Here is a 23982-nt window from a genome sequence, read left to right on the forward strand (position 1 = left end):
CCTTCATTTTCTATGTGGGTGGTCATAACCTTCGGGTTGTAAAAGGGTTTGGCTGAGGGTCAGATTCAATTTTCGTTGACAACCCCCTCCACCCATGATAAAATTTGCCACGCTCGGAATTCCAATAGGCCCCCATCGTCTAGCGGCCTAGGACGTGGCCCTCTCAAGGCCAAAACGGGGATTCGAATTCCCCTGGGGGCACCAGAAGCTAATAAAGACCGCCTCATCGGCGGTCGCGTTGGTTTAAATTCGCCCAAATGCCATATAGAGTACTGCGGCGAGCAGCGCGGTAACCGGAATGGTCAGCACCCAGGCGAGGGCGATTTGTCCCGCCACGTTCCAGCGAACCTTGCTCACGCGGTGGGCTGAGCCAACGCCCAGAATGGTTGCGCTGACCACCTGGGTGGTGCTCAATGGCCCGCCCCACAGCGCAGCGCCCAGGATGACCAGGGCGGAAGCTACCTGGGTGCAAAACCCATCCACCGGGCGAATTTTGTAGAACCGCCGCCCCAGGGTGCGAATCAGACGCCATCCACCAATTGAGGTGCCCAACGCCATGACCCCCGCACTAGCTGCGACGACCCACAGCGGCACCTCAAAACGCGCCAGGCTACCTTGCGCCAGCAATCCTAAGACGATCACTCCCATGGTCTTCTGGGCATCATTCGTGCCATGGCTGAGTGCCAGTGCAACCCCGGTCAGAATTTGGGCGTTCTTGAAGAACCAGTTGATGCGTAGGGTGGCGTTTCGGGCAAGGTAAAACACCAGGCGGGTGATTAAAAACCCCACAACCAGCCCGACTAAAGGGGAAAGGAATAACGCTACCAGGATTTTAATCAAGCCAACGCCGCGGATCGCGGAGGCTCCTGCAGCAAGCAGGGTGGCGCCGATCAAACCGCCGACCAGGGCGTGGGAGGAGCTGCTGGGGAGGCCAAAATACCAAGTAAACACATTCCACACAATACCTGCTAGCAGGGCGGCAGCAAGAACTTGGGGGCGAATGGCTTCTGCTTGGATGACATCGGCGCCAATAGTTTTCGCAACAGCATACCCAAAAAGGAACGGTCCTGCAAATTCGGCCAGAGCGGTGAGCAGAAGTACCCAGCGTGGGTTCATCACCCGCGAAAAGATGATGGTCGCCACAACGTTGCTCGAGTCGTGGAAGCCATTCAGGAAGCCAAAGACCAGCGCCAGGACGATGAGAAGGGTAAGCCAGTCCATGGGAGTTAGGAGATCTTCATGATGACATCGGCGATAACGTTCGCTGCAGCATCCTCGCGGTCAGCGGCATTACTCAGGTGGCGGTAAATTTCGCGCACCTTGAGAATGGTCATCATCTGTTTGAGGTTCTTGGGCTCGCGGAATAAACTGGCCAGGGCTTCGCGGTAAACGGTTTCCACCCGATTTTCCAGGGCTTTGGCGCGCTGGGCATGGTCACTGGCGACGCCGTAGTGGCGTGTGCCCAGGCGCTGCATGGCCAGATCAATTTCCTGGGCCGCATCATGCAGCAATGACACCATGCGGATCATATAGGGGGTGGTGGGGACATCCAGGATTTCCATTTCGTCCACGGTGGTGTAAGCATAATCCAGGACGTCGTCAATTTCGCGCGAAAGAGCAAAGATGTCCTCGCGATCAAAGGGGGTGATAAAGGTGCGCATTAATTCTTCAATCAGAATGCGGCGCACTTCATCGGCCTCTTTTTCAACTTCAGCCACCTTACGCGCCAATTCGGTGTTGCGCTTCTCCATGTAATTGCGCAGTAATTGGAGTCCTTTGACCGTCAGTTCGGTTTGAGTCATCAATAATTGCAAGAATTTATCGGGTTTGGGGGTGAAAATCTTGCGCAGATTCATGTGCTCGCGTCCTGAGGGGTGAATTCGCAGATTGGGTGTGCGGACGATGTGGATTGATTATAGCAGAGTTTAACAAGAGGTTAACAAAGGCCGTGATGCAATAATCGGCAACATTTATTTCCGAAAGTGGCTCTTGACTTCGGAAAGAAATTTCTGTATGATGAAATTGCTAACACGTGTTAGCAAGCGTCTGGAGGTGCGATGGCCACGCGAAAACGGGTGACAGCGCAAGATGTAGCCAGGTTAGCGGGGGTATCACGAACGACCGTTTCCTTCGTATTAAACAACGTGACCGACATGCGCATCAGCGAAGAAACGCGCCAGAAAGTGCTCGAGGCGGCGCGCTTGCTGAACTATCACCCCGATGCCGTGGCGCGGCGCATGGTTACCGGACGGACGCGCGTGGTGGGGTTTGTACTGCGCCAAAGCCCTGAGCAAGCCTTTGCTGACCTCTTTCTGCCTCAGGTACTGAACGGTCTCAGTCAAGCAGCAGCGCGCCAGGGTTACCAAGTCCTGTTTGAGCCCATTCCCCCCGACCAACCCAATACGATGTATTCTCGCTTGGTCAATGAGCGCCATGTAGATGGGATCATCCTTTCTGGTCCGCGCTTTGATGATGAGGATTTATTGCGCCTGCATCGCGAAGGGGCACCGTTAGTGCTGATTGGACGACTGCCAGATGTGGAGATTCCCTACGTGGATGTAGACAACATCGGCGGCGCCCGTATGGCCACCGAGTATTTAATCCAAAAAGGGCACCGTCGCATCGGACTGATCACCAACGCGCCTTTGTCCTACACCGCAAGCGCGGAACGCCTCTCCGGTTATCGCCAGGCGCTGGAAGCGGCAGGGTTAGCTTTTGATGAAACTCTGGTGCGTTACGGGAATTTCACCCCTCACAGCGGTTATCAAGCTATGGCAGCGCTGCTTCAGGTGCGTCCCTTACCCACAGCGGTCTTCGTGGCTTCGGATACGGTTGCCCTGGGAGCACTGCAGGCCATCCGCCATGCAGGATTACGCATTCCCTCCGATATCTCTCTGATCGGTTTTGATGATATCCCCCTGGCCGGCTTTTTGGATCCACCACTGACCACCATCCACTTACCGGCGTTCAACCTGGGCTGGGAAGCAGCTGAGATGCTTCTACAACGTTTGAGTGCCGAGGAGGCAACCCCACCTTATCGGCTATTGGCGACCCACCTGGTGGAACGCGAATCGTGCGCTCCGCCCAGGAAATCCTAGGTACAACTCTGAAAGGAGGTGATGTGCAGGTTGATGAGTATCGTGGCTCTTTCGCTTGTCGCTGTTCGATTCGTCTGTCTATCCTAACAACACCTAGGAGGAAGAGATGTCAAAGCGTATCTGGAAAGTTATGGTCGTCCTGGTGGGTCTGGCGCTGCTGATTGCCGCTTGCGCGCCAGCGTCAACGCCCACTCAGGCGCCCACCCAACCCCCTGCAGAACCGACTCAACCGCCGGCGCAACCTACCCAACCCCCGGCGGAACCCACCCAGGCGCCAACGGGTGGGATTGACTGCATGGGTGCAAAACCCGGTGACGAACTGACCATGCTCTATCAATGGTCAGGGCAAGAGGAAGCACGCCTGAATGAGATTCTCAAGCCTTTGGTGGATGCCTGCGGTATTGTGATCAAGCCCGAATCCACCCGCGATCAGGCGCTCCTGGATACCAAGGTACAGGCCGGCACACCCCCAGATGTGGCGTTCTGGAATGTCGCCCAGTTGGTGCAGTACCAGGACAAACTGGTACCCATGGACGTACTGGGTGCGCATCGTGAAAATTATGCCGATTTCTTCGTCCAGCCCGGCACCATCAACGGCAAATGGCTGGGCCTGCCGGTCAAAGCGGATATCAAGACCATCATTTGGTACAGCCCGGCTGTCTTCAAGGCCAAGGGTTACACCGTTCCCACCACCTGGGAGGAGTTGGATGCCCTGGTAGAGAAGATGGTCGCCAATGGGGATGTGCCCTGGAGCATGGGCTTCGAATCTGGCGATGCCACCGGCTGGACCGGATCTGACTTCATTCAGGATATCTTGCTGGTCAAACGAGGTCCTCAGTACGTACTGGATATCATTGATGGCAAGGTGCCCTACAATGATGCAGGCGTAAAAGAGGCCTATGAGATTTACGGTAAATGGGCAAAGGACCCGAAGTACACCGTGGGTGGTGCCCAGGGTACGCTCTCTACCGGCTTCCTGGATGCCATTTACAAGGTCTTCTCGGATCCGCCCGAGGCCATGATGGTGCGCCAATCCGGTTTTGCCGGCGGTGAGATTGCTCGCAAGTACCCCGACCTTGTCTATGGCGAAGATTATGACTTCTTCATGGTCCCGGGCGCTCAGGGCTTGCAGGGTGGTGCGGACTGGATGATGGCGTTCCGCGATACTCCTGCCGTGCGCGCGTTGGTGGCTTACCTCTCTTCGGAGCTGGGTGGAGCGAACTGGGCGAAGGCTGGCTTTGATCTCTCACCCAATAAGGGCGCGACCGGTAACTACACCGATCCGGCGCTGCTGAAGAAGGGCGAGATGCTGGCGAATACCCAGGGCTTCACCCCCGATATCGGGGATACCATCCCCGGCGGTTTCGGTAAAGCCGAGTGGACCGGGATCATTGAGTTTATCAACGGCACCAAAGACCTGGACACTGTTCTGGCAGATATTGCCAAAGTGCAGGCTGAAGCCCTCGGGAAGTAATGTGGGCCGAACCTAACCGTTGACCGTTTGCTTTTCCCCGTTGCCCCTCACGCGAGTGGGGGGCACGGGGAAGTTGCCCGCGAGAGGTGGACATGGCAAAGGAAGCGGCTTACGTTCCCAATATTCTCCGCCAGGGGCGTTGGGTGCCCTGGCTATATCTTGGGCCAGCCCTGGTGCTGATGAGCATATTCATCCTTTACCCCGGCCTGAATACCCTTTACCTCAGTTTTCGGAATCAGAACGGGAGTGACTGGGCCTATACCACTTGCCTGGCTGGCCAGCCGTGCTGGGGCATCTTTGAAAATTATCGCTATGCGCTGACCTCCTCCATCATGCGCACGGCATTCGGGAATAATCTTAAATGGATTGTCTTCATGGTCAGCGGCACTGTCCTGTTGGGATTGCTCATCGCAACCCTGGCGGATCGGGTGCGCTATGAAGCGCTGGCAAAAGCCATCATCTTTATGCCCATGGCAATCTCATTTGTTGGCGCTGGCGTGATCTGGAAGTTTGTCTACGATTACGGCTCCAGCCAGGTGCAAATCGGCTTACTGAATGCGCTTATCACTGCCCTGGGTGGGCGGCCAGTTTCCTGGTTGACCGAACCGCAGATTAATACCTTAGCCCTGATCGTAGTTGGCATCTGGATGTGGACGGGGTTCTGCATGACCGTGCTCTCGGCGGCGATCAAAGGCGTTCCGGCTGAGTTGCTTGAGGCGGCGCGAGTGGATGGCGCTAATGAGTGGACGGTCTTTTGGAAGATACGGGTGCCGCTCATCCTACCCACCATTGCAGTGGTGATCACGACGATGATCATCAACGTACTCAAGATTTTCGATATTGTGTACGTGATGACCGGGGGCAACTACGGTACCGAGGTCATCGCCAATCGCCTATATATCGAAATGTACACCAGTTACAACACCGGACGTGCAGCGGCCATTGCAATGGTACTCACGGTGATCATCATCCCGGCCATCGTTTTCAACATTCGCCGCTTTCGGGCACAGGAGGCGATGCGATGAACCTGGAACGCTTCAAGCACTGGCTGGGAAGTCTTCCCGTGCATGTGGTCCTGTTGGGCCTGTGTTTCATCTGGCTATTGCCCACGCTGGGGTTGCTGGTAACCTCATTTCGTCCCTTTCAGGATGTTAACGAAACCGGGTGGTGGCAGGTATTTGATCCACCGAAAGGGGCCCGCGAGTATCAGCAATTTTGTGCCGCTTGCCACGGGGCCCACGGCGATGCCCTACCTAATGCCGACTTAAGCAACCCCGATCTGGTGCAGCGCTACCGACGTTCGTTTACCCTGATGGCGGTCTTGAACCAGGACATTAACGGCCAACCTCACCTGGGCGAAAAGCCGCTCCCAAACGAGAACCAAGCTGCCCTGATCGCCACTTACCTGCGCCGTCTCTCCGGGATTGAGGTACGCCCGCGCTTCACCCTGGATAACTACATTGATGCGATTGTAGGTTATCGTGGCACGCGCAATTATCGCACCGACTGTGCTGAAGGGGTGCAATCGGTGGATCTTTACTGTGACTGGCGCGATTTGGGCAACCCGCGCGGGATGGGACGGGCTTTGATCAACAGCCTAATTGTGACCATTCCGGCTACCATCCTGCCTATTTTGGTGGCGGCCTTTGCGGCCTACGCCTTCTCATGGATGGAATTTCCCGGGCGGCAGTGGCTGTTTGCTTTGCTGGTGGGAGTACAGATTGTGCCTTTACAGATGGCTTTGATTCCTGTCTCACGCTTGTATGCTCAATTAGGCCTCAATGGCACCTTCCCGGGCATCTGGATGTTCCACACTGGTTTCGGACTGCCTTATGCCATTTTCCTGACCCGTAACTTCATGGGCTCGCTTCCGCGAGAACTTTTCGAATCGGCGTTTCTCGATGGTGCTTCGCATTGGACGGTCTTCACCCGCCTAGCGATCCCGCTAACCGTGCCGGCCATTGCCTCGCTCGCTATTTTCCAATTCCTGTGGGTATGGAATGACCTTTTAGTGGCCTTGGTGTTTTTAGGAGGCACCAAGCCGGTGTTAACCTATCAGATAAGTAACTTGGTGACCTCGTTGGGTGGCGGTTGGCATTTGCTCACCGCAGCAGCGTTCATTTCCATGATCCTACCAATGCTGGTATTCTTTGCCTTCCAGCGCTATTTTGTGCGGGGGATGCTGGCAGGCGCGATCAAAGGCTAAATTTATCATCGAGGGTTGCATGAGCGAATCCTATTGGTATAAAAACGCGATCTTTTACGAGGTTTATATCCGTGCCTTCGCCGATGGTAATGGGGATGGGCATGGCGATTTTATTGGCCTGACGCAACGGCTGGATTATTTCCAAGAACTGGGGGTGGATTGTCTGTGGCTGTTACCGATGTATCCCTCCCCGTTGAAAGACGATGGCTATGATATTGCCGACTATTACAACATCCACCCGGATTACGGCACCTTAGAGGATTTCAAGGTCTTTTTGCGCGAAGCCCACGCGCGGGGTTTACGCGTGATCGCCGATCTGGTCATTAACCATACTTCTGATCAGCATCCCTGGTTCCAAGCGGCGCGCTCGGATCGCAATTCACCGTATCGCGATTATTACGTTTGGAGCGATACCGATCAAAAATATCAGGGCACCCGCATTATCTTCCTGGACACCGAGCGCTCAAACTGGGCGTGGGATGAACAGGCTGGTCAGTACTACTGGCACCGCTTTTATTCTCATCAGCCGGATTTGAATTATGACAACCCGGCGGTGCAGGAGGAGATGCTCAATGTAATGCGCTTTTGGTTGGAGATGGGGTTGGATGGCTTTCGCGTGGACGCGGTGCCCTATCTCTTTGAGCGCGAGGGAACCAATTGTGAAAACTTACCGGAAACGCACGCCTACCTCAAACGAATGCGCCACTTTGTGGAAGAGAATTTTCCAGGCGCGATTCTGCTCGCCGAGGCCAATCAGTGGCCGTGGGACTTGCGTCCGTATTTTGGTGAAGGGGATGAATTCCACCTAGCGTTTCATTTCCCCCTAATGCCACGCCTTTATCTGGCGCTTGCCAAAGAGGATGCGACGCCGATTGTCAACATTCTGGCTCAGACCCCTCCCATTCCCGATAATTGCCAGTGGTGCACCTTCCTGCGCAACCACGACGAATTAACCTTGGAGATGGTTACTCCTGAAGAGCGGGAGTTTTTGTGGAATTATTATGCCCCTCATCCCCGCATGCGCCTAAATTTGGGTATTCGACGGCGTTTGGCCCCATTGTTGGATGGCGACATTCGTAAGATTACTTTGCTCCACTCTCTCTTATTCAGCCTACCTGGCTCGCCAGTGCTTTATTACGGGGATGAGATCGGGATGGGGGATAACATCTGGCTACCGGATCGCAATGGCGTACGCACTCCCATGCAATGGGACGCCGGTCTCGGGGCGGGATTTTCTACTGCGCCACCAGAACGTTTTTATGCCCCGTTGATCCAGGAAGGGCCGTTTGACTATCGCCGCGTTAACCTGGCAGCGCAAAAGGCAGATCCCGACTCGTTGTGGCACACACTGCGCCGCATGATTGCGGTGCGCAAAGCCCACCCCACGCTGGGACAAGGGGATTATCGTCTGATCCAATGGGAGACATTGCCGTCTTTCCTGGGTGTGCTGCGTCAGAACGGGAAGGAAACCATTTTGGCTTTGCACAACCTGAGTGGAAGACCCTTGGCCTTTACCTTGCCTTTATCTGATTTCCAGGGTTGGCACTGGGAAGGGGTGCTCAACGAAAGCGGCAGCGGTCAAGTTCCCGTCACGGGATTTCCGGTTTGCCTGGAACCCTATCAGTATCGCTGGCTTAAACTGGGGTAAAAAATAGCCCGGGGGAACGAACATTGTCCCCCTAGGCGCATCTTTTAACCTTACAATTTTGTAAACTCGGGAGATTGTAAGGTCGGTATTTTATGCATTCATGTACAATCAGAGACATATTGGTAGGTGGGTTGATTCATTGTTGATTAGGGGTGGTTGTGGCAAGAGCAGACCGAATCAAAATGGGAAATGCCCTCATGGGATGGGCTGAAGCGCTGTGGGATGCCTCACCGCTGGCGGTTGTGGTATGGCGGGAAGGGGAAGCGGGGGCTGAGGTTATCGCCTGGAATCGCGCCGCGGAGCGTCTCTTTGGATGGGAACGCGAAGCCATCCAGGGGCAGTCTGTGTATTCTCTTTTGCTAGCCTCAGAGGATGATGTCGCACGCCTGCGCGAGGTTGTTCACCAGCCACGTGAGTCGGGCGATCCTGCGACGCTGGCTCTGGCCTGCCGTAGCAAGTTGGGGCGCATCGTATGGACGACTTGGTCATTGATGCCCTTACTCGATTCGGCGACTACTTTTTTGGCTTATATCGAAGAAAATACCGAGCCCCACGTCTTAGCCGAAGCCCTGCGCCATAGCGAAGCCACTTTCGAGAGTTTGATGACCAGCCTGGAGGATGGAGTGACCATTCTCCGTTATGGACGGATCATTGTAGCCAACGCAGCGATGGCTCATCTGCTGGGGTTGGCTGCGCCGCAGGCCCTGATAGGCAAAGATTGGCAGGCATACCTTAGCCCTGAATCGCGCGCCCTGGTGGAGACAGAAATCCCTCCCGGCCGGGCTGAACTTGACTCCAGTCGGCGGTTGGAATTGACGTTCTTGCGCCCGGATGGTCAGCACAAGACCACCGAGAGCACCTTCCTCACCGTGCCTTTTGCGGGGCGTCCTCATATCATTGCTATTCATCGCGACATTACCGAGCGTAAACGGTGGGAGCAGCAGTTGCGCGTTAGTGAAGAACGCTACCGCACGCTCTTTGAAACGATGCTGGATGGTTTTGCCCTGCATGAGATCATCCTGGATGAACAGGGTGACCCTTATGACTATCGCTTTTTGCAGGTCAATCCGGCGTTTGAGCGTTTGACCGGGCTGAGCGCAGGGCAGGTGATCGGCCGCACAGCGCGTGAACTTCTGCCAAACCTGGAGCCTAATTGGATTCAGGTCTATGGTCGAGTGGCGCTCACAGGGCAGCCGGCCCATTTCGAAGAATTCAGCCGTGATCTGGGGCGTTGGTTTGAGGTCACGGTCATCAGTCCGCGGCGGGGGCAATTTGCTACGTTTTTCAGCGATATTTCGGCCCGGGTACAAGCAGAACAAATGCAGCGCTTGCTCACTCGGGCGTTGGAGCAAGCCGATGTGGTGCTCATGCTGGCCGATTTGGACGGTCGGTTAACCTGGGCGAACCCGGCGTTCACCCGTCTGACCGGATATACCTTGTCAGAAGCAATGGGCACGCCGTTATTGCGTTACTGTGGGCAACCCCAGCAAATTGGACTGGCTTTTACGCAAGTCAGAGAGCGTGGTGAGGCTTGGGAAGGCGAATGTAGCGGGCTACGTAAAGGCGGCGAACCCTTTATCGCCCGAGTGAGTATCTCACCGGTGGAGGGTCCCCAGGGCGAGATCAGTCATATCGCCGTCGTTGCTTGGGAGATCACGGAGCAAAAACATCACGAACAGCAACGCGAGGCTCTCTTGAGTTTGGCAAATGCCCTGCGCGGGACCGAGGTGCTGGAGACCATGCTCCCGATCATCGGTGAGACAATTGTGCATGCCCTGGAAGCCTCGGCCGTGACTCTTTCGCTCTATGACGCTGACCGTGATGTCCTGGTGGTGCGTTATGCCTTTGGCTTATGGCAGGATCTGGCCGGGCGAGACATTCGTTCCGGCGAGGGTATCACGGGTCACGCGTTCATTCATGGCGAACCTTTTTATTTAGACCATGTTCTAGATGATCCCCACCGCCTTCCAGATCCGCGGATACGTTATCCCTCTTGCATGGCGGTCGTGCCGTTGGTAGCAGGAGAGCACCGCATTGGTGCGATCACGGTAGGAAGAGAACGGCGTTTTAGGCCCGCTGATCAAATGATGTTGATCAGCCTGAGCGAATTTGCTGCTAGCGCTTTGCACCGGGGGTTACATTATCATGCCTTACAGCAGGCATTAGGGCGGTTGAATGCCCTGCGTCAGATTGACCTGGCCATTCTTTCCCAGGGCCTTAACCCGGAATCTATGCAAGTCCTGGCGCGTGAGACGCGCGAGCACATTGCCGTGGATGCGGTCAGCGTGTGGATTTACTGGCCCGAGGAGCAGGTCCTGCGCTTGAGCGCCGGGAGTGGCTTTCAGGCTCCCCTACCGGTGGAATTAACCTGTCGCCCAGGAGAAGGGCTGGCCGGTGCGGTCGTTGAACGGCGTGAACCGCTCCGCATTGACGCAGATCTGAGCAAGAGGCTGCGTGGGATGGCTTGCCCCTTCCCAGCGCAAGAAGAAGGGTTTGTGGCTTATTATGGTTTGCCTTTACTGGTACAAGGTGAGCCGCGTGGTGTGTTAGAGATCTATCACCGTGCGCCGCTGACCCTCACCGGCGACCAGAGTGAATTTTTAGTGATGCTGGCGCAACAAGGGGCGATTGCGGTCGAGAATGTCCATATCTTACGCGAACTGCACGCGGTAAACCGGCAACTTCGTCAAGCCTATGACCAGACTCTGGAAAGCCTGATCGGTTTATTAGAGTTGCGCGATGATGAAACCGAAGGACACAGCCGCCGCGTGGCGGAGTTCACCCTGCGGATTGCCCGCGAGATGGGGATGAGTGAGGAACAATTGGTGCACATCCGGCGTGGGGCCTTGCTGCACGATATCGGCAAGGTAGGTGTGCCAGATGCTATCCTGCTCAAAAAGGGCCCCCTTACCGCGGAAGAATGGGCAGTCATGCAACGGCACCCGGTTATGGCGTTTGACATTCTTTCCAAAATCCCCTTCCTGCGTCCGGCTTTGGACATCCCCTATTGCCACCACGAGCGCTGGGATGGCAGTGGTTATCCTCGCGGGCTAAAGGGGGAGCAGATTCCATTGGCGGCGCGCATCTTTGCAGTTGTGGATGTCTGGGATGCACTGCTCTCGCAGCGCCCCTACCGTCCCCCTTGGCCGCGGGAGCGGGTCCGTGATTATATCCGTGAACAGGCAGGCAAGCTCTTTGACCCCCATGTGGTTGAAATTTTTTTGCGTCTGGAAGCGGATTTCACCCCTCCACCGAGAGGGTGAATGCGCGGGACAAAAAGTGGCCCCATAGGTGTCGGTTGTGGCTTCAAGTATATTGTGGGGGTGGGGTATCTGCGCTATTATAGTAGCAGGATACCCGGTTGAATGGACCAGGCACGCATCCTGATTGCAATTGAAGTACAAACGCCGAGTTTTCCAGCGTTAGATTTGGGTGTTCTCCTGGCCGAATCTCTCCGCTGGCCGGTGGATATTTTGTGTATTGGCCACCCCACTTCTGAAAAGACATTCGTTGCGCACTTGGATCGTAATACGAACGATTTGAGTGCGGCGGGACTGATGGGGAATCTTATCTGGGGGCGGGAGCCGTTTGTGGAAGCCGTTCTGGGTCAGGCTCGTCCTCAAGTGGATATCCTCCTCATTTTCAGCGATACCCATCGTCCACGCTGGCGGCGGTGGGCGCATTCGGGGCGCTTTCGCCAATTGCAAGCGGCCTGGCCGGGCCCATTGCTACGGGTACGGCGAGTAAATTGGCCGTGGCGGCACTTGCTTGTTTGTAGTGGGGGGCTGGATTATACTGTGCCGTTGGAACGTTTCATGCTGGATCTGGGCCTAATCCTGGGCGCGCATCTGACGGTGTTGCATGTCGTTGAGCCGATTACATTGAATTATCCCTTGGCTCAGGATGTCCAGCGTCACCAATTGCGCTTGCTTGAGACTCACACCCCACAAGCGCGTCATTTTGAGGCGTTATTAGACAGAGCCGCCCAATTGGGCGTGCCATGTGAGTTGAAGGTGCGCTATGGGCCAGTTGTACGTGAGATTCGATCTGAGATCCGGAACGGGGAATATGATCTGATCGGGATGGGCTCACCGCTCAGCGCCCGTAGTTTAAGGCGGCTCTTCCGCCCTGAGGTGACGACCCTGGTGAACGCCGGGGTGGAAGAGCCGCTTTTAATTATGCGTCAAGCCGTAGATCCACCTGGGGATTACTCACGGGCGGAGGTGACGTAAATCAGCGGGCGGCGGCGGGTTTCATTGTAAAGGAAGTTGCTGAGCGCCTGCTCAACATCGCGATTGAGGTTCCCGTTGGCACGTGCTGCCACCTCGGCCACGCGCTTACGGGCGCGCGCCAGGACCTCATCTGCATCACCGGCGGTCAGGAAACCGCGGCTGGTGATCACCGGTTCACGGCGCAGACTGCCGCTGAAGCGGTCCAACACCAAGTGCACCATGACAATCCCATCGCGAGCGAGAGCTTCGCGTTCGCGCAGCACCTCTTCATCAACTTCACCCACACCGGAGCCATCCACAAAGACGTAGGACGTGGGTACCCGCTCACCCAGACGCATTTGCCCATTGACGAATTCGAGCACCTGACCGTTTTCAAGGATGGCAACGTTCTCGCGTGGAATGCCCATTTGCTGGGCCAGGATGGCATGCCGATAAAGGTGGCGCGGTTCGCCGTGTATCGGTACCAGGTACTTGGGGCGCGTCAGGTGGATGAGCAATTTCATTTCTTCCTGGCTGGCATGCCCGGAGACATGCACCGGGGCAATGGCCTCGTAGATCACATTCGCCCCTAACTGGAAGAGGCGGTTAATGGTCTGATAGACGTTTTCCTCGTTGCCCGGGATGGGATGGGAAGAGAGCACCACCGTATCGCCGGGAATGATGTCGAATTGGCGGTTCGTACCACGCGAAAGCCGTCCCATGATTGAGGTAGGCTCACCTTGCGACCCGGTGCACATGATAACCACGCGCTCCGGTGGCAAGGCTAGGGCTTGCTCTAATGGGACGACAAGGTCATCGGGCAAGTCCAGGTAACCAAGTTTCCGCGCCATGCGCATATTGTCCACCATACTGGTACCCACAAAGGCTAGTTTACGATTATGGCGTTGTGCAGCATTGGCTACCTGTTGCATGCGCGAGATCAGGGAGGCGAAACTGGCCAGGATGATGCGTCCCGGAGCTTCAGCGAAGACTTGATCCAGTGCCGCATCTACCACCCGTTCCGAAGGTGTCCAGCCCGGGCGTTCGACGTTGGTCGAATCGGCCAGGAGTGCTAAAACACCCCGCTGGGAGAACTCGGCCAGGGTGGCGTAATCGGTGGGCCAGTTATCCACCGGCGTCTGATCGAATTTATAGTCGCTGGCATGCACAATCAACCCAACCGGTGTCTCGATGCCCAATCCTACGGCATCGGGAATGGAATGGCAGACGTGGTAGAACTTAACCTTAAACGGCCCAATGTGAATCGTCTCGCCGGCCTGAACGGTGTGCAAGTCGCTGCGTTGCAACAGCCCGCCTTTGGCCAGTTTGACCTCGATCAACCCTCTGGTGAGTGGGGTGGCGTAGACGGGGGCTTGTATGTTCTCTAAAACGTGGCGAATGGCGCCGGTATGGTCTTCGTGACCATGGGTGATAATAATCCCTTTAACCCAATCCCGCTTGTCCAGCAGGTAGGTGATGTCCGGGATAATGTAGTCAATCCCCAACATATCGTCGTTGGGGAACATTAGCCCCGTATCCACGATGAGGATCGAGCGCTCGTACTCGTACACCATCATATTCCGCCCGACCTCACCGAGACCGCCGAGAGGAATGATGCGCAACTTTGAATGTTTCATTGCTAAACCTTACTCCAATTTCCTAAAAATTTTCCAAACGCTAATCAAAGCGTCTAAGATTCAAGCGAAAACCCCGGTTATCCTTTCACCGGGGCCGCATGAGGGCAAGCTGAATTACCATGGGCAACCACAACCAGCCTACCCCCAGACGTGGCCGGAAATCCGGCGAATTTCTCAAAATTCATTGATTGAATTTTAGCATACAATATCAAGATTGTCAAAACAATGTTTACTTGCTAGAAGAGCCACTTCACCCATCTTAGCGCCTTCTGATGCCAGGGAACGCGATGCGTCACTCCCGCTTTCCCGCTGAAGCGCGCTTTGTTGGCCAGATACCAGCGGTAGTTGCGTATCAGGGCTTCGCGGTTGGAATAGCGCGGCTGGAACCCCAAGCGCTGTTGGGCCTTTTCAATGGCAACAAACGAATCCCGTGCGGCTGTTTCATAGATCCAGGGATAGAGCGGGGAGAGTTTGAGCGCTTCGAGCACTTTCAATGCCAAGATGGCCGGGCCAGCCGGGAAGAGAACAATCCGTTTGCCAAAACCGGCTTCATCCAGGACGGCTTGAAAGTCCTCACGCATGGTGCCGAATTCCGCGGCTCCGATGTTGAAGGTGTCGTTAACGATTTCTTTGTCCAGAGTCATGCAGGCCAATATGGCTTGACATAAATCTTCCACATCCAGTAACTGGTAGCGGTTCTTGCCTGAACCGATCAGCGGAAAATTGCGGCCTTCGCTAGCCCATTCGTATAGAATAGCAAAGACCCCTAATCGTTCCGGGCCAACGAAGGATTTGGGGCGCAGGATGGGCACGCACATGCCGCGCTGGCGAAATTCGAGGCAAACGGCTTCGGCTTGAACCTTTGCCTGCCCGTAAGGCCCAACACCGCTCAGAGGGTCGTCTTCGTAGATGGGGTGATGGTCCGGAACGCCATAGACCGCGGTACTGGAAATGTGGATAAACCGTTCGACCCCAAAGCGTTGAGCATGTTCAAGCAACAGTCGCGTGCCTTCCACATCGGTGCTGAAAATGTCGGCGGGTGTGTAAAGGGGAAGTGCGGCGGCAGTGTGAATCACGATTTGCGCCCCAGCCATACTTTGACGCACTGCCTCAGGATCGCGAATATCCCCCTGGAAGAATTGAATCAATGGACGTTCGGGGTAAGTGAAATCCACCAGGTCAATCCCTGCGATTTCGGTGTAACCCTGTTGCAACAAGTAGCGCACCAGATTGATCCCCAAAAAGCCACTGATGCCGGTAATATAGATGCGCATTCTTTTTTCCTCGCTTGATAGGATGGTGACACGGTTCGGAATGGTTAAGGAAGAGGATCGTCGGGAGCGAGGTTTAGGACTCGCTGGAGGAAAGGACGCGCTGCCTGAAGGGCGCGGGCACGGTGACTGATGCGGTTTTTGACCTCAGGTGGTAATTCGGCCATGGTTTTATTGTAATCCGGCAGGTAGAAAATTGGGTCATAGCCAAACCCGTGCTGTCCGCGTTCATGGGTAATGATAAAGCCAGGGCAAGTGCCTTCAGCAAGATAAATTTCTCCCGCGGGCAGGGCTAACGCAACCACGCAGCGAAAACGCGCCGGCCAACCCGGAAGGCCATCGGGCACAGGATGGGGACGTAGGCGTTCGAGCAAGTAGTGGCGGCGGTCGGCATCAGTGGCGTTTGGAATAGGGGCGTAGCGCGCGGAATGCACGCCGGGCTCTCCCCCGAGCACATCAACTTCCAGCCCAGAATCATCGGCCAAACTAGGTAGACCACTGGCGCGAGAGAACGCCACTGCCTTCAGCACAGCATTTTCCTGGTAGGTGTGCCCGGTTTCTTCGACCTCGAGATTAAGCCCAAGTTCAACCGGTAGGACGAGTTTGAGGGGCAAATCGGCCAGAATGGCCTGAATTTCAAGGCGCTTACCGGGATTATTGGTGGCGATTAAGAGCGATGTGGGCATAGTTTTTATCAAATATATCATATTAATGAAGATAACTTGACTTGTCCATTTGAGGATGCTATAATCAAGTTGTCTTGAAATTATAGCATTGTTAAGAAGCCACTGTGACCCATCCACGTTTCCCGCTCCGCATTAACGTCGGTTTCCTCGTTCATCAAACGGTGGGGGCAAATCGCGATTTTACGTTTGATTTCCCACTGATTCAACTTGGTGCGGATTTTGAACTAACGACCTTTCAGGGCACGGCGCACATCAGCCGTACCCAACAGGGTCTTCTGGTGGAATCCGAATTTAGTGGGTTTGTGACGTTGGAGTGTGTGCGCTGCCTGGAAACCTATGCTCAGCCGTTGACGACCCATTTTTCCGAACTTTACTCGTTTCGCCATCGGCGTAATGCCCCGACCGATCTTTATGTTCCCGATGATGGGTATATTGACCTTGCCCCTCTGGTGCGAGATTATTTGATCTTGGAACTGCCGATCAAACCGATTTGTCGCCCAGATTGTCGCGGGCTATGTATGTATTGCGGTACGAACCTTAACCTGGCTACGTGTGAGCATCAGATGCAGGTCATGTTAGATGGATAAATGGCGATTTGGCGAAGGGGGTTCTTGACATTAGCGTGGAATTCACCTCAGCCCAGGCAAAGGCAGGAGGGAAAGTGTGATTAATTCGGGCAGGCCCAAGCGTAGTGCAGAGATTCTGGATTTATTGCTGGAGAAGGCCGAGGTCCAGGGGTACTTAACCATCGAAGATATGCTCGAGGTGTGCCCTGAACTGGAACAGGATGCCGAACGCCTGGAAAATCTTATGGGGCTTTTACGACGTCAGGGAATTGAATTCTTTGATCGCGAGAGCGAGCCCCTGGACAGTGAAACGCTCTTTGACGCCCCTGAAGCCGCTGATATTCCTTTGGATGTGGACTGGATCACCAGCGATGATACGGTGGGGCTTTACCTCAAGGAAATGGCGCGCGTGCCGTTGCTGACGGCCGAGGAAGAGCGAGAACTGGCCCAGCGGATCGAGCGAGGACGGCAAGCGCGGCGTGTTCTGGAGCACCTGAACGGCCAGGCTACTCCTCAACAGCGCCAGGAACTCGAACAGCAAGTTTTAGAAGGTATCCAGGCACGTGAGCATCTCATTAAGGCCAATACACGTCTGGTGGTCTCTATTGCTAAACGCTACATTGGGCGAGGGGTGCCATTTTTGGATCTGATTCAAGAGGGGAATTTGGGCCTGATGAAGGCCGTGGAAAAGTACGAGTATCAACGTGGTTTCCGCTTCTCTACCTATGCGACCTGGTGGATCCGCCAGACCATTACACGTGCCATTGCTGATCAGGGGCGCACGATTCGCGTCCCCGTCCACATGGTAGACCGTATTCGCAATTTATATCGCGTGGCACATGAGTTGGAACAGCGTCTCGGACGGGCGCCTACACAGGCCGAACTGGCCGAAGAGCTCAACGTCCCACCGGAGAAGGTGGATTGGATGCTGCGTGTCTCGTGGCTTCCGCTCTCTCTGGACAGCCCGGTAGAGGAAGATGAAGAAGATACCGAATTGGCGATGTTCGTGGAAGATCAAAACACCCCTTCGCCGATGCAGAGCGCATATGATAAACTCTTGCGCGAGAAAGTGGAAGCGGTATTAGACACCCTGCCGCCGCGTGAAGCACGTATTTTGCGTTTGCGTTTTGGCCTTGAAAATGGGCACACCTACACCCTGGAAGAGGTAGGGCAAAAATTTGGTCTGACCCGCGAGCGCATTCGTCAGATAGAGAGTAAAGCCCTACACCGCCTGCGTCATCCGCGACGCTCTCGCCAATTGAAGGAATACCTATAAGGCTTCAGGGGTTTGTGTTATTGTGATCGGGCGCAATGGCGTTTTGGGGCCAGGGGGTTTTTACCGTTGGGGGTTCCGGGGCCAGGGTTTGGGCAAGAAATGCTTGCAGATGTGTACAGATTTCGATCGGCTTTTCCAAAATTGCCCAGTGGCCGACATCCGGCATAATCATGACACTGAGCCGGTCAGAGGCTAGATGACGCAAAAGGCGCAGTGATGAAGGGGTTAGTAGTGGGTCTTTGGCGCCGCAGATCCACAACGCCGGCACCTGTAGGCTTTTCAAGCGCTCACGGGCATCAAAGCGGGAAAGTGCTTTCCAATCTGCGTAGCGCACTTCGGGGCGCTGACGGGCTAAGGTTTTCTTTACCGTTTCGGCGATCGTGCGAGGTGTGCTCGGGGGTAAAAGGTGTTGTTCCAGGCTTTCCAAGACGCTTGGCCGCGTTTGTGGATTTTCCAGACCGTCAAGCCAGATTGGCGGGAGGGTGATGGAAGGGAAGCAACTGATAAGGCCCAAGGCTCGCACCAGGTCTGGGTATTCCAGGCCAAGGTGTAGGGCGATGGCTCCCCCCAATGAGGTGCCGACCAGGATTGCGCGCGGTATTTTCAGGCTAGCCATGAATTCGATGATTTGTTGGGCGTAAGCCTCCACCATCTGCAACCCTGTGCCGGCAGAACGACCATGTCCGGGCAGGTCAATGGCCATCACGCGGAAACCCACCAGCCGGCGTAGTGCCGGTGGCCAGATGCTGGCCTCTTGACCGATACCGTGGATGAGAAGCACTGGAATAGGATGGAGATGGTCGCCCCCTTCAAAGTACAGGAAGTGGAGTGTGTTCGTCAGGGGCATGCCTCCTTCCAATGTAAGAGATTCTAAACTTTCTCGCGGGTGCCGATGAGCCCGCGGTGAAGCCGTTCGGCCGCGGTTTCGGTCAGTGGAATGACAACATAGACCCGTGTGCCTTTACCCGGGGCAGAGTCAATATAGAGCAAACCGTTGAGGAGTTCGGTGCGTTCGCGCAGGTTAACCATGCCCAGACTGCCGCGGTGCTCGTAATTCGTGCTAACCTCTTTGGGATCGAAGCCTTTGCCGTTGTCGGCGATCTCCACAAAGGCGATCTCTTGTTCACGGGGCAAGAAACGGATGCGCACACGGATCTCACTCGCTTCAGCGTGTTTACGTGCGTTGTTAACCGCCTCTTCGATGATGTAAAACACAATGGTCTGACGATTAGGATCCAGGTGCTTAACTACGTCGGGGTCGGCATCGAGGGTCACTTTCTGCTGATACAACGCCCACATTTTTTCACACATGACTTTCAGGGCCGGGATGAGTCCCTCGGATTCCAGGATGAGTGGGCGTAGAGTAAACAGCATGTGCCGAATCTCTTCTGTGGTGCGGCGGGCCAGGGCTTCAATCTGTTGAAGTTCTTCGGCAACCTGGCCGTTGATATGGCTTTTTTCCAGGGTTTTGCGCAAAATACTCAGGCGCATCGCGATGGCCGAAATGGATTGCGTGGGGCCATCGTGCAGGTCACGCGCGAGTTTTTTGTGGGCTTCTTCGGTGGTTTCAATTAGACGCTGGCGTTCCTCTTCCAGTTGTTGGAATAGGCGCGCATTTTGGAGCGCGATGGTCACTTGGTGGCTGATGATTTCCAGGAGTTCGCAACGGTCTGGGGTGAAGAAGTTAGGATCAGGGTGAGCAAAGAGCATGGCGCCGAAGACCTGCATCCCGCGTACCAGGGGCAGACAGAAGGCGGAACGACAATTTTGCAGGGCGACCAGGCGACCCAACTGCGGGTCTTGCGCCGGCTGAGTTAAAATCTGGGGTTCGCCGCGCTGCAGAATCTCTGCCAGGGTTCCCTCGCGTGCTTGCAGGACAAGATTCTGATCAACCGGGGGTAACCCACGGGCGGTGGCGATGGCTAACCCTTCCTCGCGAAACATTAAAACCACGCTGACTAATGATAGGATGTCGGCTTCTTCACTGAGGGCGGCTAGGCTCAGATCCAGCGCGGCATCCAGGACCACCTGGTGATTCAGCGTGCCTCCCAAGGTTTCTACCATATCATAAAACGTTTGGATACGGCGCCGTTCGCGCTGTTGGGCTTTGCGTTCAGCCTCACGGCGGATCGCAAGTTGGGCTTGATAGCGTTTACGCACTGCTCCAATCAAGCGTGTGCTCAACATCCCCAGCAGCGCGCCAGTGAGAAGGTTAAAGGCTACCGTGCGCCCCAAAAGCAGCAGACCCTCCAGGTTTCCACCGCTGTGAGAGTAATATGCGCCGCCTTGAAGCAAGCTCAACAGCAGCGCCACTCCCAGGCTACCCCGCCATTCATAATAAATCGCCCCTGAGAGCAGGGCATAGAGGCCGATCCAGAATAAAGGCCCACGTTCGCCCCCACTAGCCAGGAACATGCCCAAACTGATTAAGAGATCTACCGTTACATTGATGGGGCGGTGAAAGACCAGGCGGCGATTGTTAATAGCCAGTGAGGATGAGGCCAGATTCCAACCCACGCCCAGGGCGATCAGCACGACAAAGGCCCAATTGCCGCCAATGCTGAAGGCCAGCATTAACGTGGCGGCAATGAGCATCACCCATCGCAGTAGAATGGCAATCCAATCGGCGAGGTAAGGAAACTCGGACTGACGCACCACTTGAAAATATACCCTAAAAGTGAAAGATTGCCCGGCACCTGTAAGGAAACTGCAAGGCACCGGGTGTAGCCTATCACACTTATACGGGCTTCATTTCGCGAATATCCACGACTTTTTCGACCACAGGTTGCACCGCTTTTTGGAGATCCTCCAAACCCACCCCGCTGACCTTGACCGTCACACGGCGTGTTTCGGTGGATTCCCCTAAAAATGTGCCCAGGGCAATGATATTGCCTCCGGTGTTTTGGATGGCGCCGGTTAATTCATGCAGTTTGCCTGGCATTTCACGTAATTCTACTGTCAGGCGAACTCCCGGGATCCGTGCCCCAAGCATTTCCAGGAAAATACGGAAGAGGTCCGTTTCGGTGATGATCCCCACCAGCCGATCGCCGCGCATGACTGGTAGCCCTCCAATCTTATTATCGGCCATAATGCGCGCGGCTTCTTCAAGTGGTGTGTCTTCAGTGACGGTGATGACTTTGGTGGTCATGACCTGTTCAACTGTGATTTTGCTCAGTAAGTAATTGATCTCCCAAACACTCAGCGTGGTGGCCTTAGAAGGTGAGGCATTCATTAAGTCCAATTTGGACACGATGCCAACCAATTTGCCCCGTGAATTGACCACCGGATAGCGGCTAACGCGGTCACGGCGCATCTGGGCAAGAGCATCTTGGACGGGCATGGTGGGGGGAATGGTAATGACAGGGTGAGACATGCGTTCGCCTACTAACATTGCTAACCTCCTTTCAATTTTCCTAATTGTACAATAGCCTGATAATTTCATTTTATGGAAGTTGTGTCAATTTTATATCGGAGATAAGGGTGTCCCAAAACCGTTTATAATCGAGATGAATTTCACAAAGAGGTGTGACAATGACTACTCAAGATTTCACCTGGGGTCTCAATACGCTGGTCAATCATTGGGGGGAGCATGATGATCCTTATGGTGCGCATGTGCTTCCCATTTACCAGACTTCAACCTTCCGCTTTCCGGATGTGGACACCGGTGCGGCGTTGTTCAAAGGTGAGGCCCAGGGCCACATTTACACCCGTTTGAGCAACCCCAATCACGAATTACTGGCGCAGAAATATGCTGCCTTGGAGGGGTTTGATCTCCTGAGGGAGGCTTCTGATTCTTCGCCGGAGGACATTGTAGCCGCGCAAATTTTCGCCTCAGGCATGGCGGCGGTCACTACTGCTCTCTTAGCCTATGTGCATCCGGGGGATACGGTGATTGCCCAGCGGACGCTGTATGCGGCTTCCTACGTTTTTTTGCAACAGTTTGCGACGCAATGGGGCGTTCGCATTGTTTGGGTGGATGATCTGCGCCCAGAGGAATGGGAAAAGGCGTTTCAGGCCCATCCTCAGGCGCGTGTAGCTTATGCCGAGTCTCCCGCTAATCCGACGCTTAACTTAGTGGATTTACAGGCTTTGGCCGAGATTGCCCATCGTTTTGGGGCTTGGCTCTTTGTGGATAACACCTTTGCCACCCCCTATTGTCAGCGTCCGCTTACCTTGGGAGCCGATGTCGTTATCCATTCCACGACTAAATATTTGGGTGGGCACGGAGTCATCGTGGGGGGTGTGGTGGTGAGCCGGCATGTGAATTGGGTGCGGGGTGATTTGCACCGCCTCTATACCTGGTTAGGCCCAAGCCCGTCGCCTTTTGATGCCTGGCTGGCCGATTTAGGATTGCGGACGTTTGCGTTGCGTATGGAACGACACTGCCAAAATGCATTGGCGCTAGCACGTTACCTCGAAGCGCACCCCAAGGTGGCACGGGTTTACTATCCGGGACTGCCTTCGCATCCAGATTATGCGTTGGCGCAGAAACAAATGAGTGCATTTGGTGGCATGATCGCGTTTGAATTGGCGGGCGGGCTGGAAGCGGGTAAGGCGTTGCTGAACAATGTGCGGGTGATGACCCTAGCGGTTAGCCTGGGCAGTGTAGATACCTTGATACAGCATCCGGCCAGCATGACCCATGCGGCCATGTCGCCGGAAGATCGTCGCAAGAGCGGGATCAGTGATGGGTTGGTGCGCCTCTCGGTGGGTATTGAAGAAGTGGAAGATCTCATCGCGGATTTTGACCAGGCTCTGGCACGCTTATGAGAATAAAAACGGGATAAAAACTTAAAAAACTCATCCCCTTAAAAAGTGGCGCGATGGCTGACTCTTGGTATAATAAATCTCGCACCGAGGGTTAGACTCCCACCTACAGCATAGAATTGGGTATTAACGCCGGCGATAAGGTGGGTGCTCTGCAGGTTAAGCCGGTTCAATGCCATAAAGCCGTTAGGTAATGCCTGGAATGCGATGAGGCGCTGTTCTGAGGATTTATTTTTTATTCTTTACTTTATTGAACCATCTATCGCGGAGCAAGGTGTGGATGGTCGCGGCGGATTCCCCGACCCAGAGATGCGGGCCGAAGATGTATGCCGGCAATCCGGATTAGTGTTTTCCCAGGTATCTTAACGGGTTAAAATTCCTGCGCTTGAGAGATTACGGTGGTGATGTCGTCAAGCGAAGTCAAGATCTTATTAATTGAAGGCAAACGCTCCGACCGGACCTCATTTGCGGGGGGGTTGACGAAAAAGAAGTTCCTGGTCGAGTGCGTCGCCAATGGATCGGCAGCGCTTTCCTACCTAGCCAAGAGTTTGCCGCATTTGATCATCGTGGATGCGGCTTCTATGCGTACCAGTGGGCGGCGCATTTGTGCAACATTGCGCAAGAGTGCCCCCGATATTCCAATTATCCTGATCGCGGAAGAAAACGCATCCGATGAGCCGATTCCGGACGCAAATGTGGTCCTCAAGTTACCCTTTACGCTTCAAAAACTAATCAACCGGATTCGGCCTTTTTTGCCTCACGAACCACGCAAGGTTCTGCGTGCGGGACCGATTTCGCTGGATTTGGAAAAACGGGTTGTGCGGTGTGAGGATCGCCAATCGCCCTTGACCCCGCGGTTAGTGACCTTGCTGCGTTTGCTTATGGAGCGCCCCGGTCAGGTGGTGGATCGCGAGACGCTCTTCACCCAGGCCTGGGACACCCAGTATATGGGCGACACTCGCACCCTGGACGTGCACATCTCGTGGTTACGCCGCGCCATTGAAGCCGATCCGCGTAATCCACGCTACCTGAAGACAATTCGCGGCATCGGCTATCGCCTGGATATCGAACCGGATACGCGCCCGCTTGAAGTGCTTCATCCAGTGCAATTAAACGGCCAAGACCCTAATGGGCGCCCTTAG

The 23982-nt window shown here is 55.0% G+C and carries 19 protein-coding genes and 1 tRNA gene; 12 read left to right on the top strand and 8 right to left on the bottom strand.

The annotated features are described in order from the left end of the window. The first annotated feature begins 128 nt into the window (after window positions 1-128). A tRNA-Glu gene (locus QYE77_RS11775) sits at window positions 129-204 on the top strand. Between the two features lie 39 nt (window positions 205-243). Here QYE77_RS11775 and QYE77_RS11780 read toward each other — a convergent pair. Next, window positions 244-1221, bottom strand: a complete 978-nt coding sequence (locus QYE77_RS11780) for an inorganic phosphate transporter (protein WP_315625616.1) — start codon at window positions 1219-1221, stop codon at window positions 244-246. A 5-nt stretch (window positions 1222-1226) separates the two neighbouring features. After that, entirely contained in the window at window positions 1227-1856 is a 630-nt protein-coding gene (locus QYE77_RS11785) for a DUF47 domain-containing protein (RefSeq protein ID WP_315625617.1), read from the bottom strand. 201 nt (window positions 1857-2057) lie between these two features. Between QYE77_RS11785 and QYE77_RS11790 the strand changes: the two genes are divergently transcribed. The 7 genes from QYE77_RS11790 to QYE77_RS11820 all read left to right on the top strand — a co-directional run bounded on the left by QYE77_RS11790 (window position 2058) and on the right by QYE77_RS11820 (window position 12658). After that, window positions 2058-3098, top strand: coding sequence for a LacI family DNA-binding transcriptional regulator (locus QYE77_RS11790; protein WP_315625618.1), 1041 nt, complete (start codon window positions 2058-2060; stop codon window positions 3096-3098). 106 nt (window positions 3099-3204) lie between these two features. Beyond that, a complete protein-coding gene (locus QYE77_RS11795; RefSeq protein ID WP_315625619.1) occupies window positions 3205-4572 on the top strand; it encodes an ABC transporter substrate-binding protein in 1368 nt (455 codons plus the stop codon). Between the two features lie 92 nt (window positions 4573-4664). Then, window positions 4665-5597, top strand: coding sequence for a carbohydrate ABC transporter permease (locus QYE77_RS11800; RefSeq protein WP_315625620.1), 933 nt, complete (start codon window positions 4665-4667; stop codon window positions 5595-5597). Then, window positions 5594-6778, top strand: a complete 1185-nt coding sequence (locus QYE77_RS11805; protein ID WP_315625621.1) for an ABC transporter permease subunit — start codon at window positions 5594-5596, stop codon at window positions 6776-6778. Before QYE77_RS11800 ends, QYE77_RS11805 begins: the two co-directional genes overlap by 4 nt. 19 nt (window positions 6779-6797) lie before the next feature. After that, window positions 6798-8426, top strand: coding sequence for a maltose alpha-D-glucosyltransferase (treS, locus tag QYE77_RS11810; protein WP_315625622.1), 1629 nt, complete (start codon window positions 6798-6800; stop codon window positions 8424-8426). A gap of 182 nt (window positions 8427-8608) precedes the next feature. Beyond that, on the top strand, window positions 8609-11689 hold the full coding sequence (locus QYE77_RS11815; RefSeq protein WP_315625623.1) for a PAS domain S-box protein: 3081 nt from the start codon (window positions 8609-8611) through the stop codon (window positions 11687-11689). A gap of 102 nt (window positions 11690-11791) precedes the next feature. After that, on the top strand, window positions 11792-12658 hold the full coding sequence (locus QYE77_RS11820) for a universal stress protein (RefSeq protein WP_315625624.1): 867 nt from the start codon (window positions 11792-11794) through the stop codon (window positions 12656-12658). Here QYE77_RS11820 and QYE77_RS11825 read toward each other — a convergent pair. The 3 genes from QYE77_RS11825 to rdgB all read right to left on the bottom strand — a co-directional run bounded on the left by QYE77_RS11825 (window position 12634) and on the right by rdgB (window position 16231). Further along, the gene (locus QYE77_RS11825) at window positions 12634-14274 is read right to left on the bottom strand and encodes a ribonuclease J (protein WP_315625625.1); all 1641 of its coding nucleotides are present in this window, start codon (window positions 14272-14274) and stop codon (window positions 12634-12636) included. The two genes, QYE77_RS11820 and QYE77_RS11825, sit on opposite strands and share 25 nt — an antisense overlap. 236 nt (window positions 14275-14510) lie before the next feature. Beyond that, on the bottom strand, window positions 14511-15548 hold the full coding sequence (locus QYE77_RS11830; RefSeq protein WP_315625626.1) for an NAD-dependent epimerase/dehydratase family protein: 1038 nt from the start codon (window positions 15546-15548) through the stop codon (window positions 14511-14513). A gap of 44 nt (window positions 15549-15592) precedes the next feature. Beyond that, window positions 15593-16231 carry an RdgB/HAM1 family non-canonical purine NTP pyrophosphatase gene (gene rdgB / locus QYE77_RS11835; RefSeq protein WP_315625627.1) on the bottom strand — a complete coding sequence of 213 codons (639 nt, stop codon included), beginning with the start codon at window positions 16229-16231 and terminating at the stop codon, window positions 15593-15595. A gap of 104 nt (window positions 16232-16335) precedes the next feature. On the opposite strand from rdgB, the gene QYE77_RS11840 reads away from it, so the two are divergent. Together QYE77_RS11840 and QYE77_RS11845 are read left to right on the top strand one after the other, a co-directional pair. Continuing rightward, complete coding sequence (locus tag QYE77_RS11840) at window positions 16336-16818, top strand: YceD family protein (protein WP_315625628.1); 483 nt, start codon at window positions 16336-16338, stop codon at window positions 16816-16818. Window positions 16819-16894: 76 nt separating this feature from the next. Next, entirely contained in the window at window positions 16895-18073 is a 1179-nt protein-coding gene (locus QYE77_RS11845) for a sigma-70 family RNA polymerase sigma factor (RefSeq protein ID WP_315625629.1), read from the top strand. Window positions 18074-18077: 4 nt separating this feature from the next. On the opposite strand, the gene QYE77_RS11850 is transcribed toward QYE77_RS11845, so the two are convergent. The 3 genes from QYE77_RS11850 to QYE77_RS11860 all read right to left on the bottom strand — a co-directional run bounded on the left by QYE77_RS11850 (window position 18078) and on the right by QYE77_RS11860 (window position 21464). Next, complete coding sequence (locus tag QYE77_RS11850) at window positions 18078-18920, bottom strand: alpha/beta fold hydrolase (protein ID WP_315625630.1); 843 nt, start codon at window positions 18918-18920, stop codon at window positions 18078-18080. Window positions 18921-18943: 23 nt separating this feature from the next. Next, a complete protein-coding gene (locus QYE77_RS11855; RefSeq protein ID WP_315625631.1) occupies window positions 18944-20731 on the bottom strand; it encodes a GAF domain-containing sensor histidine kinase in 1788 nt (595 codons plus the stop codon). A gap of 79 nt (window positions 20732-20810) precedes the next feature. Further along, complete coding sequence (locus tag QYE77_RS11860) at window positions 20811-21464, bottom strand: CBS domain-containing protein (RefSeq protein ID WP_315625632.1); 654 nt, start codon at window positions 21462-21464, stop codon at window positions 20811-20813. 140 nt (window positions 21465-21604) lie between these two features. Here QYE77_RS11860 and QYE77_RS11865 point away from each other — a divergent pair, with 140 nt between their 5' ends. Together QYE77_RS11865 and QYE77_RS11870 are read left to right on the top strand one after the other, a co-directional pair. Then, on the top strand, window positions 21605-22843 hold the full coding sequence (locus tag QYE77_RS11865) for a trans-sulfuration enzyme family protein (protein WP_315625633.1): 1239 nt from the start codon (window positions 21605-21607) through the stop codon (window positions 22841-22843). A 401-nt stretch (window positions 22844-23244) separates the two neighbouring features. After that, window positions 23245-23982, top strand: a complete 738-nt coding sequence (locus QYE77_RS11870; protein WP_315625634.1) for a response regulator transcription factor — start codon at window positions 23245-23247, stop codon at window positions 23980-23982.

The sequence above is a fragment of the Thermanaerothrix solaris genome, from assembly GCF_032334255.1.
GTDB classification, from domain to species: Bacteria; Chloroflexota; Anaerolineae; order Anaerolineales; family Anaerolineaceae; genus Thermanaerothrix; species Thermanaerothrix solaris.

Excerpts from the sequence above, each read along its gene's own strand:
- QYE77_RS11780 (WP_315625616.1), bottom strand. The coding sequence starts at position 1,221 with ATGGACTGGCTTACCCTTCTCATCGTCCTGGCGCTGGTCTTTGGCTTC.
- QYE77_RS11785 (WP_315625617.1), bottom strand. The coding sequence starts at position 1,856 with ATGAATCTGCGCAAGATTTTCACCCCCAAACCCGATAAATTCTTGCAA.
- QYE77_RS11790 (WP_315625618.1), top strand. The coding sequence starts at position 2,058 with ATGGCCACGCGAAAACGGGTGACAGCGCAAGATGTAGCCAGGTTAGCG.
- QYE77_RS11795 (WP_315625619.1), top strand. The coding sequence starts at position 3,205 with ATGTCAAAGCGTATCTGGAAAGTTATGGTCGTCCTGGTGGGTCTGGCG.
- QYE77_RS11800 (WP_315625620.1), top strand. The coding sequence starts at position 4,665 with ATGGCAAAGGAAGCGGCTTACGTTCCCAATATTCTCCGCCAGGGGCGT.
- QYE77_RS11805 (WP_315625621.1), top strand. The coding sequence starts at position 5,594 with ATGAACCTGGAACGCTTCAAGCACTGGCTGGGAAGTCTTCCCGTGCAT.
- treS (WP_315625622.1), top strand. The coding sequence starts at position 6,798 with ATGAGCGAATCCTATTGGTATAAAAACGCGATCTTTTACGAGGTTTAT.
- QYE77_RS11815 (WP_315625623.1), top strand. The coding sequence starts at position 8,609 with ATGGGAAATGCCCTCATGGGATGGGCTGAAGCGCTGTGGGATGCCTCA.
- QYE77_RS11820 (WP_315625624.1), top strand. The coding sequence starts at position 11,792 with ATGGACCAGGCACGCATCCTGATTGCAATTGAAGTACAAACGCCGAGT.
- QYE77_RS11825 (WP_315625625.1), bottom strand. The coding sequence starts at position 14,274 with ATGAAACATTCAAAGTTGCGCATCATTCCTCTCGGCGGTCTCGGTGAG.
- QYE77_RS11830 (WP_315625626.1), bottom strand. The coding sequence starts at position 15,548 with ATGCGCATCTATATTACCGGCATCAGTGGCTTTTTGGGGATCAATCTG.
- rdgB (WP_315625627.1), bottom strand. The coding sequence starts at position 16,231 with ATGCCCACATCGCTCTTAATCGCCACCAATAATCCCGGTAAGCGCCTT.
- QYE77_RS11850 (WP_315625630.1), bottom strand. The coding sequence starts at position 18,920 with ATGCCCCTGACGAACACACTCCACTTCCTGTACTTTGAAGGGGGCGAC.
- QYE77_RS11860 (WP_315625632.1), bottom strand. The coding sequence starts at position 21,464 with ATGTTAGTAGGCGAACGCATGTCTCACCCTGTCATTACCATTCCCCCC.
- QYE77_RS11865 (WP_315625633.1), top strand. The coding sequence starts at position 21,605 with ATGACTACTCAAGATTTCACCTGGGGTCTCAATACGCTGGTCAATCAT.
- QYE77_RS11870 (WP_315625634.1), top strand. The coding sequence starts at position 23,245 with ATGTCGTCAAGCGAAGTCAAGATCTTATTAATTGAAGGCAAACGCTCC.